Source organism: Halalkalibacter kiskunsagensis (assembly GCF_037027555.1).
GTDB classification, from domain to species: domain Bacteria; phylum Bacillota; class Bacilli; order Bacillales; family Bacillaceae_D; genus Halalkalibacter; species Halalkalibacter kiskunsagensis.
Genome location: NZ_JAXBLX010000004.1, coordinates 25,068 through 41,884 on the forward strand (window position 1 = coordinate 25,068; position 16,817 = coordinate 41,884).

At 36.7% G+C, this 16,817-nt stretch carries 16 protein-coding genes; 1 reads left to right on the forward strand and 15 read right to left on the reverse strand.

Annotation, left to right across the window (positions count from 1 at the left end):
- Nucleotides 1–117: 117 nt before the first annotated feature.
- The 3 genes from SLH51_RS03335 to SLH51_RS03345 form a co-directional block, all read right to left on the reverse strand.
- Nucleotides 118–1,350, reverse strand: coding sequence for a peptidoglycan recognition protein family protein (locus tag SLH51_RS03335; protein WP_335959103.1), 1,233 nt, complete (start codon nucleotides 1,348–1,350; stop codon nucleotides 118–120).
- Between the two features lie 102 nt (nucleotides 1,351–1,452).
- Complete coding sequence (locus SLH51_RS03340) at nucleotides 1,453–1,905, reverse strand: TlpA disulfide reductase family protein (protein WP_335959105.1); 453 nt, start codon at nucleotides 1,903–1,905, stop codon at nucleotides 1,453–1,455.
- Nucleotides 1,906–1,987: 82 nt separating this feature from the next.
- The gene (locus SLH51_RS03345; RefSeq protein ID WP_335959107.1) at nucleotides 1,988–2,539 is read right to left on the reverse strand and encodes a peroxiredoxin; all 552 of its coding nucleotides are present in this window, start codon (nucleotides 2,537–2,539) and stop codon (nucleotides 1,988–1,990) included.
- 320 nt (nucleotides 2,540–2,859) lie between these two features.
- On the opposite strand from SLH51_RS03345, the gene SLH51_RS03350 reads away from it, so the two are divergent.
- A complete protein-coding gene (locus tag SLH51_RS03350; RefSeq protein ID WP_335959109.1) occupies nucleotides 2,860–3,696 on the forward strand; it encodes a mechanosensitive ion channel family protein in 837 nt (278 codons plus the stop codon).
- An 87-nt stretch (nucleotides 3,697–3,783) separates the two neighbouring features.
- Here the strand turns inward: SLH51_RS03350 and SLH51_RS03355 are convergent, their stop codons facing one another.
- From SLH51_RS03355 to SLH51_RS03410, 12 genes are all read right to left on the reverse strand, one after another.
- Nucleotides 3,784–4,035: a YkuS family protein gene (locus SLH51_RS03355; RefSeq protein WP_335959110.1), complete on the reverse strand. Its 252-nt coding sequence runs from the start codon at nucleotides 4,033–4,035 to the stop codon at nucleotides 3,784–3,786.
- 168 nt (nucleotides 4,036–4,203) lie between these two features.
- A complete protein-coding gene (locus SLH51_RS03360) occupies nucleotides 4,204–5,340 on the reverse strand; it encodes an N-acetyldiaminopimelate deacetylase (RefSeq protein ID WP_335959112.1) in 1,137 nt (378 codons plus the stop codon).
- Nucleotides 5,340–6,518: an aspartate aminotransferase family protein gene (locus tag SLH51_RS03365; RefSeq protein ID WP_390183821.1), complete on the reverse strand. Its 1,179-nt coding sequence runs from the start codon at nucleotides 6,516–6,518 to the stop codon at nucleotides 5,340–5,342. Before SLH51_RS03365 ends, SLH51_RS03360 begins: the two co-directional genes overlap by 1 nt.
- 126 nt (nucleotides 6,519–6,644) lie before the next feature.
- Nucleotides 6,645–7,367: a 2,3,4,5-tetrahydropyridine-2,6-dicarboxylate N-acetyltransferase gene (gene dapD / locus SLH51_RS03370; protein ID WP_335959116.1), complete on the reverse strand. Its 723-nt coding sequence runs from the start codon at nucleotides 7,365–7,367 to the stop codon at nucleotides 6,645–6,647.
- Nucleotides 7,368–7,541: 174 nt separating this feature from the next.
- The gene (locus tag SLH51_RS03375) at nucleotides 7,542–8,438 is read right to left on the reverse strand and encodes an AEC family transporter (RefSeq protein ID WP_335959118.1); all 897 of its coding nucleotides are present in this window, start codon (nucleotides 8,436–8,438) and stop codon (nucleotides 7,542–7,544) included.
- A gap of 244 nt (nucleotides 8,439–8,682) precedes the next feature.
- A complete protein-coding gene (gene aceA, locus SLH51_RS03380; RefSeq protein WP_335959119.1) occupies nucleotides 8,683–9,969 on the reverse strand; it encodes an isocitrate lyase in 1,287 nt (428 codons plus the stop codon).
- A 407-nt stretch (nucleotides 9,970–10,376) separates the two neighbouring features.
- On the reverse strand, nucleotides 10,377–11,876 hold the full coding sequence (locus tag SLH51_RS03385) for a glycine betaine uptake BCCT transporter (protein ID WP_335959121.1): 1,500 nt from the start codon (nucleotides 11,874–11,876) through the stop codon (nucleotides 10,377–10,379).
- A gap of 126 nt (nucleotides 11,877–12,002) precedes the next feature.
- A complete protein-coding gene (locus SLH51_RS03390) occupies nucleotides 12,003–13,136 on the reverse strand; it encodes a mechanosensitive ion channel family protein (RefSeq protein WP_335959122.1) in 1,134 nt (377 codons plus the stop codon).
- A gap of 165 nt (nucleotides 13,137–13,301) precedes the next feature.
- Nucleotides 13,302–13,625, reverse strand: a complete 324-nt coding sequence (locus SLH51_RS03395; protein ID WP_335959123.1) for a YckD family protein — start codon at nucleotides 13,623–13,625, stop codon at nucleotides 13,302–13,304.
- A gap of 206 nt (nucleotides 13,626–13,831) precedes the next feature.
- Nucleotides 13,832–14,050 (reverse strand): YozQ family protein, encoded by a 219-nt coding sequence (locus SLH51_RS03400; RefSeq protein ID WP_335959124.1) that lies wholly within the window; start codon nucleotides 14,048–14,050, stop codon nucleotides 13,832–13,834.
- A gap of 273 nt (nucleotides 14,051–14,323) precedes the next feature.
- Nucleotides 14,324–15,916, reverse strand: a complete 1,593-nt coding sequence (locus SLH51_RS03405) for a response regulator (protein WP_335959125.1) — start codon at nucleotides 15,914–15,916, stop codon at nucleotides 14,324–14,326.
- Nucleotides 15,917–15,933: 17 nt separating this feature from the next.
- A complete protein-coding gene (locus SLH51_RS03410; RefSeq protein ID WP_335959126.1) occupies nucleotides 15,934–16,803 on the reverse strand; it encodes a CheR family methyltransferase in 870 nt (289 codons plus the stop codon).
- Nucleotides 16,804–16,817: the final 14 nt, after the last annotated feature.

Genomic DNA, 16,817 nt, shown 5'->3' on the forward strand with positions numbered 1-16,817 from the left:
ATACTCCTTATTTCGTGCTGACTTTGTCCACATAATTATGTTAAAGAAATGGCCACTCATACTTCTTCGAGGTGATCAAAATCTTGGAGAAAAACCAACTCTTTCTGACCACCATCTTTAATTAAATAACCTTCTCCACGTTTGTGGACCTACAATCCCGTCTACTGTAATGGCTTCTCTTCGTTGAAAATTTCGTATCGCTTGTTCAGTAAGTGGCCCATATAAACCATCTACACGAATATTAAGAGCTCGCTGCACACGTTTCACATCTTCTCCTCTTATATATGGCGTTTGAACAGACAATAGGCGTTGGTATCCTCCCCCACCATTTTCTTGAATTCGATCTAGCGCATGCCAAGTTTGCGGGCCAACAATTCCATCTACTGTAATTCCTTCACTTATTTGAAACTCTCGAATACTTGCTTCAGTTACTGGTCCAAATATTCCATCAGTCGCAACTCCTACTTTTCCTTGGACTTCTTGAACATCAGTTCCTCTCATCATTGGCTGAATCAGGCGAAGCATTCTTCTCGTCTCCTTTCGATACATTTCCTCACGGTCATCTGGCTCATCTGTAGGAGAACCATGTTCGATTGGTTCTGTTGCCGACTCAAAGTCACGTAGCGCTTCCCTCGTTTCCGGCCCGACGATTCCGTCTACCGAGATCGATGCCGTTCGTTGAAAACGCATCACAGCATCTGCTGTTTGAGGTCCAAATATTCCATCAATTCTACCAGGGTGAAACCCAAGTTCATCTAAACGTTCTTGCAAGGCCCGAATATCATCACCTTGATCACCTCTAGAAAGAATCGTTCTTTGTCGTGCCCCTGCAACATACGTCGGAGATGGAGGTGGACTGTCAGTAAAAGTCGCCCCTTCCTCACGCAACCAATTTCGAAAACTATGCATACTAATAGATGGGCAAGGTTTCCACGAGTATCCCGGAAACTCGATATGACCCCATACATTATCAATAGGAATACTTAATTGATCCATTAAACTTCGAGTGAGCTCTAAAGTTGCTTGACGTTGGGCAACTGTTAGTGATTGTGTTCGAAAATCACCAACCATACAAATTCCAACTGCAAAACTATTACTATTCCCTACATGATAACTAACAACCTCTAAGTCATGGCATAAGCTAATCGAGCCATCCTGATCAACCACATAGTGATATCCAATTCCAGGCCACCCTAATTCATTAACGTGATAGCGCGCAAACGCCTCTGCACTCCCAGATGTAGTCGCACTGTGGTGGATTGCAATATTTCTGATTGCACTTTTTGCTCTTCTCCTGTAGGAAGTCGAGCGACTAGATGCCAAAGAGTTTCTTTTATCAATTATGTTCATTGATTGATCACCTCATATTATATATATATGAGAAAGTTATCAATCGTGATGTACATAAGAATAAAGCAGAAAAAGGCTGACATTTATCAGCCTTTTTCTGCTTTATTCTTTAATACCTAGAACTCGGTTTACACGCTTCGTTAACATTTTCATTCCGCCACCACCAGCTTGAAAGTGACGGAGTTGTCCTTCCTCATCGAATACATAATAAGCAGGTACATATTCATTCTCAAAAGCATCTGTTAATTTATGCTGATCATCAACAAAAATCGGTTGTGTAATCCCGTGCTCTTCTGCCACATTTTTTATTTCGTCTAAATTTAAATCTTTCTCAGAGCGAGGCATATGCACAGCAATTACATTTAACTTATCTTTGTAAGTATCGCGGAACTCATTAACATTTGGCATTGCTTCTTTGCACAAACCACAACTAATTGACCAAAAGTGAATGAGCGTTGGTTTGTTTCCAACTAGATCACTTTTTGTGACCTCACCGTTTAACCAAGTTGATGCGCCTTCTAATTCAGGCATTTGAGACCGTAATTTTAACGCCATATCAAACCATCCTCCTCTTGATTATCTAGCTCGGATAAAAAAAGGCCTAACATTGCTGCTAGACCTTCTAATCTTTAGATTTTTACACGTTAAGTGTTTCTTGACCTGGCTTCCAGTTTGCTGGGCAAAGTCCACCAGTTTGAAGAGCCTGAAGTACACGAAGAGTCTCGTCCACGTCACGACCAATGTTGTTATGGTTAACTACTGAGTACATTAGCTCACCTTCTGGACTAATGATAAATAATCCACGAAGTGCAATACCTTCTTCTTCAATAAGCACACCATATTCACGTGATACAGCATGATTTGTATCAGCTGCAAGTGGATATTTTAACTCACCAAGACCATTTTCATCACGTGAAGTGTTGATCCAAGCCTTATGAGTGTGTACTGTATCCGTTGATACACCAATAATTTCTGCATCTAAATCTTCGAATTCATCATAACGATCACTTAGCGCTGTAATTTCAGTTGGACATACGAAAGTGAAATCCATTGGATAAAAATAAAGAACTGTCCACTTATCGTTCTTCATGTTTTCTTCAAGGCTCACCTTTGAAAATTCTTTGTTCGGCAATACTGCATCCATTTCAAAACGGGGTGCTTGTTTTGCTACCATACGCTTGTCTGTCATATGTACAACCTCCTATTAATAATAAAATGTCTTTACAGCCGTCATTATAAAAGAAGTTTTAACACTAGTCAATATCATTTAATAATAAATATAAATTAGTATGTGAAAATCTTTTACATTGAAGTACAAATTGTAGTATACCCACGCCTTGACCTTCTAAACGACTCCTACAAAATTAATTATAACAATGTTTTCCTTTAAAAGCGATTAATATGCTTATCATTCTCAATCAAAATATACATCCTATTTGAGAGGATTACTGTTTTATGCTACTATTAACACTTAATATTTCAATAGGGTTTGAAACTAGGAGTGATTTCATGGAACAATGGGTAAACCAACTTTCAGATGGAGCTTTATTAATAGGATTAGCGACAATTATTGGTCAAATCGTATTAGCTATCTTGGCTTTTTTAATTGCGCGTTCCATTGGAAAAAGGCTCATTCAAGGCAGTTTCTCCAGAATGGAGACGCAAAAAGGAATGTCTGCAGGTCGAGTTAAAACACTAGAGAAATTGGCAATTAATGCTTTCTCATACGTTCTAATATTTGTCTTTATAACAATCATTATTAGCATATTTGGTCTAGACGCTACTGGTCTTATTGCCGGTGCTGGTGTTGTTGGACTAGCTATTGGCTTTGGAGCACAAGGTCTTGTCAGTGATGTTGTAACAGGATTCTTCTTATTGCTTGAAAAGCAAATTGATGTTGGTGATTACGTTACAGCTGGTGGGGTTGATGGAATCGTAGAGGAAGTGGGATTACGAAATGTACAACTTAGAGGTTTTGATGGCACGTTACACTTTATCCCTAATAGAGGAATCAGCAATGTTAGCAATCATTCACGTGGTAATATGAGAGCACTCGTTGATATGAGTATTTCATACGATGATAATATTGATGAAGCAATGACTATTCTTCAAGCTGCTTGTGATAAGATAGCAAGCGAAGATGAAAGCATTAAAGAGGGACCAAATGTTGTCGGAGTACAAGGTCTAGGGGACTCAGATGTCGTCATCCGAGTAATCGCAAAAACAGAGAATATGGAACAATGGGCTGTTGAACGTAAATTACGTAAAGCTCTAAAAGAAGCTTTAGATGCGAATGACATCGAAATCCCATTTCCACATCAAGTATTTATTGAGAAGAAGAAATAATAATACCGTTTTATTAAATTAGACTAGACTAGACTATGGTTATATCGACAAGGAGGCTGAAACATTTTGTTTCAGCCTCCTTTGTTTTTATTGCTGATGTCCGATCGATTGTTCAACTTGTTGGCAAATTTCCTGAGCTGTCATCCCATGAGCATTAATAACAGACCCTTTAATAGCCACATCCTGAACACCCATCACGTTTTGGTCTTGACCAGTAATAACACAACAGTCACAACCTTGTGCATCTTGCTCTTGTTTTAACTGCACAACGTCATAGCCCATTGATTGTAATTGTTGTTGTACATCTGATAATGATTGTTCGACACCGATTTTTGGCATCACCAGCACCTCCGCTAGATTTTAATTCATAACACTTATTACTGTTTCCCATTCTTTGCTAACTATGCACCAAAACGATAATTTTCAGGAAGAAAAACAACCGTCAATAGGATAATTGATTATTCATTTCATACAAAAAAGCCGTCTGGAAAGACGACTTTTTTGTTATTATTTAGCAGAATTATGTTGCTTAAAGTATTCAATTATAGTTTGAACTGCAAAAGGAATCGCATCTTCATTTGGTTCTAACCTAGCATCATGTAACCCAAATGGACTTTCCACTCCTAGCCAAAACATCATTCCAGGTATTTGCTCTAAAAAATAACCAAAGTCTTCCCCTGTCATTGCCTCACTACAAATAGAAAGATTCACATGTTCATTCGCCTTTGCAAACTCAATAAATGAATTAGAAACAGTTTCGTCATTATAAACTTGACAATAATTTGCACCATAGTCGATCTCAACCTGGCAGTCAAATCCTATTTCTAGTCCGTTTAGTAACGATTCAATTCGTTTTTTTATGACTTGCATCGTTTCAATTGACTTTGTTCGAATTGTTCCTTCAATTACAGCTGTGTCTGCAATAATATTTTGTTTTGTTCCACCTTTGATCACTCCAATTGTAACTACACCAGCATCAAGAGGATTTACATTACGCGAAACAATTGTTTGTAGCTGTGTTACCAAATGACTAGCTGCTACAACCATGTCATTTGCTGTATGAGGATACGCTGCATGACCTCCTTTTCCCTTTAAATGGATAAAAAGCTCAGATGTATTGGCAAAAAGTAAACCTGGTTTGGTTGCAATTGTTCCTACCGGATATTCTGGAGCTATATGCAATGCCAGAATCTCATTAGGCCACCATTTCTTTAACTGTTCCGATTCAAGCATTTGCTTTGCGCCACCCGGTCCTTCTTCAGCTGGTTGAAAAATAAACAATTGATTTTGACTTGGTTGGTTATGAGAAAAGTAGCTTATTACACCTAGAGCTATTGTCATATGAACATCATGTCCACAAGCATGCATGTTGCCTTCATGCTTAGACTTATAATCGCCATAGCTAGTTTGTTCTACTATTGGCAACCCATCGATATCAGCACGGTAAGCGATTGTTCTAGAAGGATCTTTGCCGTTAAGGAAAACAAAAACCCCCGTTTTCCACAACTCTATTGTCATAAATTCTTGAGGAAGTTCATGAAGGCGAGCTAATAGATATTGTTGTGTTTTCACTTCTTCATAACCTAGTTCAGGGATCTGATGCAAATCACGACGAATATGAATTAATTCCTCCGTAGATAACATTATCTCTCTCCTACTTTCAAAAAAGATTGAAACTGTTGTTCTAAAGCACCTATAAGAACCGTAATCTCATCACTTGTTAACGTTAATGGCGGCAGTAATCGGATAATCGTTTGCTGAGTTACATCAACCATAAAGCCTTCTTCTAATAGTTGATGTTGAATGAACTTCACATCAGGTGCCTTTAGGTTCATTACTAATCCAAGCATCATTCCTTTTCCCCTTATACCTGTTACTAGGTCTGGAAAAATGCTTTGTAATCGTGTTAGTTCTTCATATAACTTATTGGCTATTTTTGAACCTGTTTCTAATTGCCCATCTTCTATTAACACATCAATAACCGTATTTCCGAGTGCCGCACTAAGCGGCGATGGCGCGAACGTCGTCCCATGGTCACCAGGCTGAAACAAATGAGAGAATTCTTGGGCAACAATAATTCCACCTAGCGGCAAACCTCCCCCTATTCCTTTTGCAAAAAGGATAATATCAGGCTTAATTCCTGCATGCTGATAAGCAAAAAACATCCCCGTTCGGCCAATTCCTGTTTGAATTTCATCCATGCAACACAAAACATTATAAGTTTGACATAGTTTCGAAATAGCTTGAAGATACGATGCTTCAAGCGGAACAATCCCACCTGACCCAAGTACAGGTTCAACAATGATAGCAGCTGGCTTTTTTGTTTGGAAAATGTGTTCAAGAGCGGCAATATCATGTGGCTTCACTTCATAAACAGGAGTATCCGTAACCGGAAAATCTTGATATACCCCAGGTTGTCTCGTCAATTTGATCGCACCTAATGTTCGACCATGAAAACTTTTTTTCATTACAACGATTCCCAGGCGTTCTTCTGGCTGTTGTTTAGACCATTTATGAACAAATTTCAACGTTGCCTCTGTTGCTTCTGCCCCTGAATTCGTAAAGAAAACCTTCCCTTTTATTGAATACTTTAACAAACGTTCCGCCAAAACAATTGCTGGCTTATTATAAAAAACGTTTGAAATATGTAAAAATTTAGCCCCTTGCTCTGTTAACGTTTTGATTAGTTTGGGGTGAGAATGACCTAAAATATTGACGGCTAAGCCCGTAAATAAGTCTAAATATCCTTTGCCATTTTCATCAAATAAATAATTCCCCTCACCACGCTCAATGACGATCGGTAACCGACCATAAGTTGACATAATTGCTTGTTTATCACGTTCTATCCAACTTGACACCACACTTTACCCCTTCCACTCTTATGTAAGGAAAGAGCTTTGCCAAAGAGGTTAACACCTAATCGGCAAAGCTACTCATCCAAACAACTATTAGATATCTTCATTTAAACGTCTAAGCTCTTGCTTAATTTCCGTTTTCCCTTTTGTTTTCTCATCAATTTCCTTAATGACACGTGCAGGTGTACCAGCTACTACTGTATTTGGTGGTACATCCTCTGTAACAACCGCTCCAGCTGCTACAACAGCGCCCTTACCGACCGTAACACCTTCTAAAATAACACAATTTGCACCCACAACTACGTCATCTTCTACGACAACTGGTTTAGCTGAAGGTGGTTCAATTACACCAGCTAAAACTGACCCAGCACCAATGTGACAATTTTTTCCGACTGTAGCTCGTCCACCTAATACTACATTCATATCAATCATCGTACCCTCACCGATTACAGAGCCGATGTTAATACTAGCACCCATCATAATAACGGCATTGTTACCAATTTCAACTTGATCACGAATAATTGCACCTGGCTCAATGCGCGCTTGGATGTTCTTCATATCTAAAAGTGGAATCGCGGAGTTACGGCGGTCGTTTTCAATAACAACGTCTTCGATCTTTGCTTCATTTTCTTTTAGAATTGGCTCGATTACACTCCATTCACCAAATAAAACTCCAACAGATCCAGTAATAAATGCTTTTGTATCAGCTCCGAAATTCAAACCTTCTAAATTACCTTTAATATGTACTTTTACCGGTGTTTTCTTTTCACTTTTTGAAATAAATTGAATAATTTCATTTGCATCCATCATTTTCATTATAATTCCTCCTACTTTTTAAACAATCTCTTCATTATGATAAAGATTTAAGATAAAAAATGCAATCACCTAGCATATTTTTCTTCTATGAAATTCAAAAAACGAGCAACACTCTCATGATAATTATAGAAATTGCTCTCCACTACTTCAAAACTGTATAAACAACTAAAAATATTACCCTAATATGATTAACAAAACTGTAATCGTTACAATGCTAAACATAGTAGTTATCAGTGTAACACTAGATACAAGTCGTGGTTGCGAATCAAATTGGACTGCATACATGACAATGGTCGCTGCTGAAGGCATTGCCGCCGAAACAATTAATACTTTTGCCATAACTGGATCCATCGGTAACATGAGTGTAATTCCATAGGCTATCGTAGGAGAGATCAAAAGCCTAACGATTGTACTATAAGTGACGACCCCCCACTGAAAATTCCCCCATTTTATTCTTGCAAGTTGCATTCCTAAAATAATCATTACCGTAGGAATTGCAGCCTCAGCTATGATGTCAATAGTTAGTATAAAGTTAGAAGGAACAGTGAAATCTAATAACTTCAATAAAATTCCGATTAAAAAGGCATATGTAGCAGGCATCTTTAACACTTCCTTTATCGCTATGCCTACTCCTGCTTTACCTCTTGCAGCATAATAGACCCCTACACAATTCATAAGAATCGATTGTAATACAAGATACATAACAGCATAAGCGAAACCAGCTTCACCATATGCAAATAAAATAATTGGCGTCCCATAATTACCTGCATTCATAAAAGCTGTAGATAGAATAAGACCACCTTCCATAGACTGATCATACTTTTTTAATTTGACATATATTTTATTCAAAAGAATGAGTGAAAATAAAATAAGCAACGCAAAAACTACCATATAAAATGATTGGATATCTAACTCTGAACTGTAAAAAGTTCGAAAAACTAAACAAGGTGTCATAATGTAAATGGCTACCGTTGACACCGGTTTAATATCAACCTTCTTCCATTTTTGAACAACAAATCCAATTAAAAATACGAATAAAACAGGTAATACAACCTCAAAGAAAATTTGCATCAGTACCCTCTCCAACTCTATTAACCAATTAGTTACTGGTCTATTATACTCTTCTAAAAAATAGAGTTGAAGAAAAATGTGTTTATTTCCCCGGCAAGAATGTAGGAGATTATACATGTTTCGTTATAAAACGACAGATCAACCATCTGCACTAAACATTTTTGTTATATATTAAATTAACAAAGATTAAATTTGTTATATAACAGGCTCTACAAAAAAATGCAGAGCCTACTTTCATATATATTTATTTTTGAAATTGAGCTTCTTCCGTCGACCCTTTTAATGCAGTTGTAGAAGAAGTCCTCCCCGTAACAACTTGCGAAATCTCATCAAAATAGCCCGTTCCTACTTCGCGCTGATGTCTCGTTGCTGTATAGCCTTTACTTTCGCTAGCAAATTCTGCTTGTTGCAACTCAGAGTAAGCGCCCATTCCACGCTTTCTGTATCCATTGGCAAGCTCAAACATACTGTGATTAAGGGCATGAAATCCTGCAAGCGTAACAAATTGGAATTTATACCCCATCCTTCCTAGTTCAACTTGATACGTTTCAATTTCAGTTCTACTTAAGTTCGCTTCCCAATTAAACGAAGGAGAACAATTATAAGCAAGCATTTTTTCAGGAAATTTAACATGTATCGCGTCTGCAAATTTTTTCGCTTCTTCTAGCGATGGTTTTGACGTTTCGCACCATATTAAATCTGCATACGGTGCATAAGCAAGACCTCTTGCAATTGCTTGATCTATACCTGCAGATGTTCGGAAAAACCCTTCAGGAGTACGCTCCCCTGTGATAAACGGATGATCTGTTGGGTCAATATCACTCGTAATTAAATCAGCTGCATCTGCATCCGTCCGAGCAATAAGTACCGTTTGAACACCACTTACGTCAGCCGCTAATCTAGCTGCTGTCAGGTTTTTAATAGCTATTTGAGTTGGGATGAGCACTTTCCCGCCTAAGTGTCCACATTTTTTTTCTGATGCTAATTGGTCTTCAAAATGGACAGCAGAAGCACCCGATTCAATCATACCTTTCATTAATTCAAAGACATTCAGTTGACCGCCAAAGCCCGCCTCTGCATCCGCAACGATTGGGGCAAAATAATCAACGTCCCCTTCGCCTTCCATGTGCTGTATTTGATCTGCGCGTTGAAGCGCTTGGTTAATTCGTTTTACAACGCTTGGAACACTATTAGCAGGATACAAACTTTGATCTGGGTACATATGTCCGGAAAGATTAGCATCCGCAGCCACTTGCCAGCCACTTAAATAAATTGCTTTCAATCCAGCTTTTACTTGTTGAACAGCTTGATTTCCAGTTAACGCTCCTAACGCATTTACATAGTCTTCTTCATGCAATAGATTCCAAAACTTCTCTGCCCCTCTGCGAGCGAGTGTGTGCTCCACTTGTACAGATCCTCTTAAGCGAACAACATCTTCTCCTGAATACGGTCTTTCAATCCCTTTCCACCTAGCATCATTTCCCCACTGTTCCTCCAATATTCTTCCTTGCGTTTGTCTAGATTCTCTCATAACGCTCTCTCCCCCAATCATTTTATAATTACACTTATCGACCTAATCAGGTAAGTGTAAGAAAATTGTCAGACCATCTTGACACGGTACAACTTTTAAACTTACTGAACTCACTCCTTAATAAACCTTTCAATATACCTTACACCCCTGTTCTACCTTCTAAGACTTTTAAATTTTACGGACTCATTGTTTTCCTCCTCACAGCACATCTGTATTATTACAGATTAAATATTACAAAATTATAATATAACAGATTATTTTGAAACGCAACCATTTTTTTCTTATTTTTCGAATATTTACATTTCCACTTGGTTGGGTAGATTGATTCATTCTAAATAGTACTTCAAAACGATAAAAAAACCTTGAAATTAGTGATCTCAAGGTTTTGGCTGACTTACCTTATTGCTCTATACAGTCTTTTTAGGCTTTTTATATCCTTTGACCTCTGTCTTAAATATTTTTACAATCCCAACACTCATCACTAGTAATATAATCGTTAAAGGAAATGCACTAACAATAATTGCTGTTTGAAGAGCATTCAATCCACCAGAAGCCATTAATACAATAGCAGAAGCAGATAAAATTAACCCCCACGTTATTTTAATCAAATTCGATGGATCAATGTCACCTTCTGTTGTTTGCATACCTAAAACAAAGGTTGCTGAATCAGCAGAGGTAATAAAAAACGTACTAATTAAAAGCACTGTGACAATAGACAACAGTCCCCCTAAAGGCAAATGTTCAAAAACAAAGAATAACCCCGTTTCTAAACTTTGACCAGCGACATCCACTCCTTGCAAAAGGTCTAAATGAATTCCAGTCCCTCCGAAAACGGCAAACCAAAACGCACAAACAATGGTTGGAACAATGAGTACAGCAACCGTGAATTCTCGAACAGTCCGCCCTTTTGAAACACGAGCAATAAACATTCCGACAAAAGGAGACCACGAAATCCACCAAGCCCAATAAAAAATTGTCCATCCTTGCGTCCAGGCTGCTCGATCTGCATCTAATGGGAATATTCGCATCCCCATCTGCGGAAGGTTCTGGATATATTCTCCGAACGTGTGAGTAAATAAGTTTAATATAAACAATGTTGGTCCAAGTATTACCATTGCGAGCAATAAAATTGTAGCAAGTACCATATTTGCATTACTTAAATATTTAATACCTCGCTTGATCCCTGTACTCGCTGACAAAATAAAAAGAACAGTAATTATCGCGATAATTGTAACCTGAATGCCAAAGTTAACTGGAATTCCAACTAAATAGCTTAAGCCTGCATTGATTTGTTGAGATCCAAGTCCAAGGGAAGCACAAACTCCAAATAAAGTTGCAAAAACAGCAATAATGTCAATTGTATAACCAATAGGACCTTTTACGCGATCACCGAGAACAGGCTGAAGAGTTGCACTCATTAATCCGGGTGCATCTTTACGAAATTTAAAGTAAGCAAGCGCCATTGCAACTACAGCATATATCGCCCAAGCATGAAAACCCCAGTGCAAATACGTATAACGTAGCGCAAGCAAGGCGGACTCACGCGTTCCCCCTTCTCCTACTGGTGGTGCAGCATAATGCGAAACAGGTTCTGATACACCATAAAATAATAAACCAATACCCATACCGGCACTAAAGAGCATAGCAAACCAAGTTGGTCTACTAAATTCTGGTTTATCCGTATCTTTACCAAGCTTAATTCGCCCATATTTGCTAAAAATTAAAAATAAAGCAAATAGCAAAAAGAAAGATGCTGCTAAATTATAAAACCAGCCAAATGAATTTAAGAAGAACGTTTGTGCAGTGGTCATAATGCTGCCTAAATGATCAGGAAAGAACGTACCCCACAAAACAAAAATAAGCGCAATAACAACCGAAATCTTATAAGTAATAGTCAAATTTTTCACGAGTATTATCCTTCCTCTCCGTATCTAAAAGTCATATCGAATTATAGTACTCCGTTACTTCTTCCTAGTCTGCAACAACATGGATATTTTTATTATTTTTACTTTCATTAAGCCAATAAAAAAAGCTCAGCTTTCGCTTGAGCTTTCAGTCATCCTGCTATTGTCTAATTTAGATACAACATTCTCACTTTCTACGTAAACACTTCTACTTGGGAAAGCAATCGAGACATTTTCTTCTTCTAAAATTCGCATAATTTCATAATTAATTTCTTCTTTGATTCTGAACCATTCAGTCCACGCAATCGTTTTTGTAAAAAAATAGATAAATATATCAAGGCTCGAACTGTTAAACTCATTAAAACGTACCATTATTAATTCTTGATCGACTTCATCATGCGATCTTAAAATCGACTCAATTCTTCTCGCACACGTTTCAAGCTTTTCTTGGGAAGTAGAGTAAGTAACTCCTATTGAAAAAGAAATACGACGTTTCCCCATTTCGGACCAGTTCGTTATTGGTTCATTTGCTAATGTTGAATTGGGAATCGTAACGATAGAATCGGCAAATGTACGAATTTGTGTACTTCTGAAACTAATATCTATGACGGTTCCTTCTACTGACGGAGTTTGAATCCAATCCCCTTTTGAAAAAGGTTTCTCAGTAATAATGATAACACCACCAAAAAAGTTTCCAATTGTATCTTGAGCAGCTAAAGCAAATGCTAAACCACCGAGGCCAAGCCCTGCAATAAAACCACTAATCTCATAACCCCACTCACTTGCAATCACAACAATAACAAGAGCAACTACAGCAAAACGCAAAATTTTTGATAAAAAAGGCACGACCATACTGTGTTCATCTATATCAACATTACGCGCGAGGCGAAAAATAGCCGTCGAATACTCCGATGTGTAATTATATAGCCCCCACCCAACTAAGATGATTATAATGGACCTATAAATATGCTCAACAAACGCAATTGTTGTAAAATTAAAAGGCAAATAGACTAGAGCTAAGTAAGTCCCTAAGACTATCCAAAATGTCCGTAAAGGTTTCTCAAAAGATAATAATATGTTTGAAAATAAAACTGTCGGCGTCTTGCGAAGTGTCGTTAAGATAAGTTTAAAAATATATTTTGTGAATATTTTGCGAAATAACAAAAAGATCGAAAAAATAGCAATTGCTATTCCGATATCAACCAATTCTAACCTGTTTAAGGAACGTAAAAATGCATCCCATCTCCAACTATCTAATTCCATTATTATCCCCCTATCCATGTCGTATTTTATCATAAGAAAGGCGAATTGGACAGTATCATGATTGGAGCCTTACAAGTATAAAATATAGTTTCAAATAAAATAATTCTAGATCATACAAAAAGGCTAAATCTATGAAAGATCCAGCCTTCTTATACCTAAATTCAGTTACTCTTTATGATGATGCTTTCTTTCTCCATCCCATTTCGGGATAAAACCATTTTGTTCTAACTTAATATAGTGTTTATCAAACATCGACGTTATTTTTTTACCTTTCTCTTCTGTAAAGACCCCATACTGTACATACTTGGTAATAACTTCTTTCTTTTTTTCAAGTATATCTTTATGTAATTTAGCCATTTCTTCTTTTTGTTCTTCCGTAAGTTCTACTTTTGCTTCATTTGACACTTCCTCTGCTTGACTAATCGTAGAGATTGTTGAAATACCTGCTAATGTAACCATGAACATCAAACATAATAACCATTTTTTCATTTTAACCACTCCTCATATTTATTCCCACTTATCTTGAACTAAACTTCGAAACTTATGCTATTATAATCATAATTCACTTTAGCGTTTAAAGCTTTTCATTTCCACATAAATGGAAAAAAACACAAAAAACTACTTTATTTTTAAAAAGCCCCACTTATGAGGAATTTCTCATAAGTGGGGCTAGTAACATCACGGTAAACTTGCTTTTAGCTTTCAAATCCCTCTTCTGGTTCATTTGACTTTCCACGCTTTTCTGGAATTGCCCTGTCCACTGTTCCTTCCATATACACATCACTGACTTGTTCATGTGTAGCTGCAAGACCTTGCTCAACTTCTTCTGAACTTTGATAATCTGATGGCTGGTACGAGTTTTGTGCAATAGCTTCTGAAGATTGATAAGAATTCTTTTCCTTAGGTTTGGTCATTTTATTCCCTCCTTTATTCCTTTGTTATTATTCGTATAATGTTTTCTTTTATGTATTATGCTTATGTACTCCTTGTTGCTTGTATATGTAAAGACTTTTTTATCATCCACTTTATAATAAACCGTTCATTATCATTTGCTTTTCTTGATATGTTTTTTTCAAAAGAGCGGCGTAAATTGGGATACTTTAATTTGTCATTCATAGAATATACCTTCTATATGATGTGTTTTTCATTCTAATACCTCTTATTCTCTTTTTAAAAACATAAAAAAACTATAAATTTGAGAGTCTATTCGTCCTTTCCATTACTTGCTGGTGCAATGGAAAAGAAATGATAAATGAAGTCCCTTCTGAACCTGTTTTGATTTCTATTTTTGCAGAGTGCCGTGCTATAATGCTATAACAAATAGCTAAACCTAAGCCTGTTCCCTGATCTTTTGTTGTGAAAAATGGGGTTCCCATATTTTCTAAAATTTCGTTCTCAATTCCTGGACCATTATCATTGATTTCTAACATCACTTTTTCTTCAATGGTATACGTTTTGATTACTAATGTGCCACCAGGATTCATTGCTTCTAACCCATTTAACCCTATGTTTAAGATTAGCTGTCTTATTTCTTTTTCATCTAGGAGTAACAGTGGACATTCACTTAGTTGTAATTGAATTACTTTATTATTCATAAGTGCTTCTGCTCTTAATAAAGGATGCAATGTCTTAATAATTGAGTTGAGGTCTTCTTCCCTACGGTTATTTGCTTTATCTTTTGCTAACGTCAGAAACTCAGTAATAATTCCATTTGCTCGGTGCAGTTCATCAATCATTAAATTGATGTATTCTTCTGGCTGTGGCACATGCTGTTGACTTTTAGCTAATTGTAGGAAGCCAAGAACTGTAGTCATAGGATTTCTTATCTCGTGTGCAATTCCAGCTGCCATTTCCCCGACAAGATTTAATCGATCTAAACGAGAAACCTCTTTCTCCAATTTCACTAGATCCGTTACATCCGTTATCGTACTAATTATACAAGGTTCTCCATCAATTACTGCTGTTTCAGTCGAAAGCAAGCCTTCACGTGACACACCTTTTTTTGTAATGTATGTAATTTCTTCATTGTAATTTGCCTCACATACGTCCTTGGGATCATTTTCATCTAATAATGTCCTATTTGAAGTCGATGTAATTTTTAATACATCTTCTGATTGATCTTGAAGTTCATCAAATTGATAGCCGGTAAACTGGATCCAGCTTTCATTAACCGCAACATAACGTTTATCAAGTAAAGATCGAATAGCCATAAGGTTCGGGCTAAGTTGAAAGATTTTACGAAACCTTTCTTGGGAAACTTGAAGTGCTTGGTTCGCCTGAACCAGTTCTTTCGTTTTTTCTTCAATAATATTTTCTAAGTTGTTGTATCTTTCTTGAAGCTCATACGCTTGTTTCTCTAATAACATATTCTGCTCTTTAATTTCATTTTGTTTATTGTAAATTTGAACGAATGCTTCTACCTTACTTTTTAATATAATAGGATTAAATGGTTTGAAAATGTAGTCAATAGCACCTGTTAAATAGCCTACAGAAACGTGCTCATTAGCTTTACTTAATGCCGTAATAAAAATAATAGGAATATGACTTGAATTTTGTCGTTTCTTAATAATTTCTGCAGTCTCAAACCCATTCAAACCTGGCATTTGCACATCCAATAATATGACAGCAAATTCATATTGAAGTACAAACTTTAATGCTTCTTCTCCTGAAGTGGCCGCCACTAAATGATAATTTTTACCGTTTAGTACCGCCTCTAAAGCCATCAGGTTTTCTGGTCGGTCATCAACCATTAAAATATTAACCTTATCCCGATTATTCATAACCTACCCCTTTATCTTCAATTTCTCACTTTATTCCCTTTAATATATATTTTTTCCTTCAAATTAAATTCTTCGAAATTGTTTGATAACTGATACACCTGGATTGATTCTTTGCTTCCTATCCCTAAAAAGCCTCCGTCACTCAAACTATCATAAAATAAATCATACACTCTATTTGTAAGACTCTTATTAAAATAAATGAGTACATTTCTACACACGATCATTTGAAACTCATTAAACGAGTGATCAGTTACTAAGTTATGATGTGCAAAGATAATATTACTCTTTAAAAACGGATGAAGTTCTACTTCATTATCATTAACAGAATAATATTCTGAGAATTCCTTCTTACCGCCTGCCTTCTGGTAATTCCTTGTATATAGTTGCATACGCTCCAGTGACAATTTTCCTTCTTTCGCCCTTTCAATGATTTCTTCATCCATATCTGTAGCATAAATCTTTGTTTTTCCGTAAATCCCTTCTTCATGTAATACAATTGCCATTGAATACACTTCTTCACCCGATGAACAACCCGCATGCCAAATCCTGATAAAGGGAAGTTTTCGTAAAATCGGAACGACCTCTGCACGAAATGCCTCAAAGAAACTAGGATCACGAAACATTTCAGTCACATTAATAGAAAAATCTCCTAATAATTTCTTCATCAAGTTTGGTTGATAAAGCACTTTAGATTGAAACTCTGAAATTGTTTTTACATTCTCAATTTGTGCACGATGCCATATTCTTCTCTTGATCGATGAATACGCGTAATTCCTGAAATCATACCCATAAAGCTGGTATATTGCTTCAAGCAATAACTTTATTTCAATTCTCTCAATTTCTGTTTTCCTTGCTATTTGAGGTATTTGTTCTAATGACTCAGTCATGGTTCACCATCTTT